Source organism: Neisseria sp. P0021.S007 (genome assembly GCF_051956855.1).
In genome coordinates this window covers 1-507 of the sequence record NZ_JBQCXA010001268.1, presented here as the reverse complement: position 1 = coordinate 507, position 507 = coordinate 1, and the positions used below count along the sequence as shown (strand labels likewise).

General features: G+C 53.5%; 1 protein-coding gene. It reads left to right on the top strand.

The window, feature by feature from the left end; all coding sequences use genetic code 11:
* Positions 1-507, top strand: a 507-nt coding sequence (locus tag ACTHUR_RS18670) for an AarF/UbiB family protein (protein ID WP_440400261.1), incomplete at both ends; no start/stop codon positions are given.

Genomic DNA, 507 nt, shown 5'->3' with positions numbered 1-507 from the left:
CTTTATACGCGGAATTTGAAACAGAGCCTGTCGCCAGCGCGTCCATCGCCCAAGTACACAAAGCCCGCCTGCATTCGGGCGAACAGGTCGCCGTGAAAGTCTTGCGCCCCAACCTTTTGCCCGTTATCGAACAGGATTTGTCGCTGATGCGCTTTGGTGCAGGCTGGGTAGAGCGTTTGTTTTCAGACGGCAAGCGTTTGAAGCCGCGCGAAGTGGTGGCCGAATTTGACAAATACCTGCACGACGAATTGGACTTAATGCGCGAAGCCGCCAATGCCAGCCAACTCGGACGCAATTTCCAAAACAGCGATATGCTGATTGTGCCGAAGGTGTTTTACGACTACTGCACCAGCGACGTGCTGACCATCGAATGGATGGACGGCACACCGGTATCCGATATCGCCAAACTCAAAGCAGACGGTATCGATTTGCACAAACTTGCCGATTACGGCGTGGAAATCTTCTTCACGCAAGTTTTCCGTGGCGGCTTTTTCCATGCGGATCTGC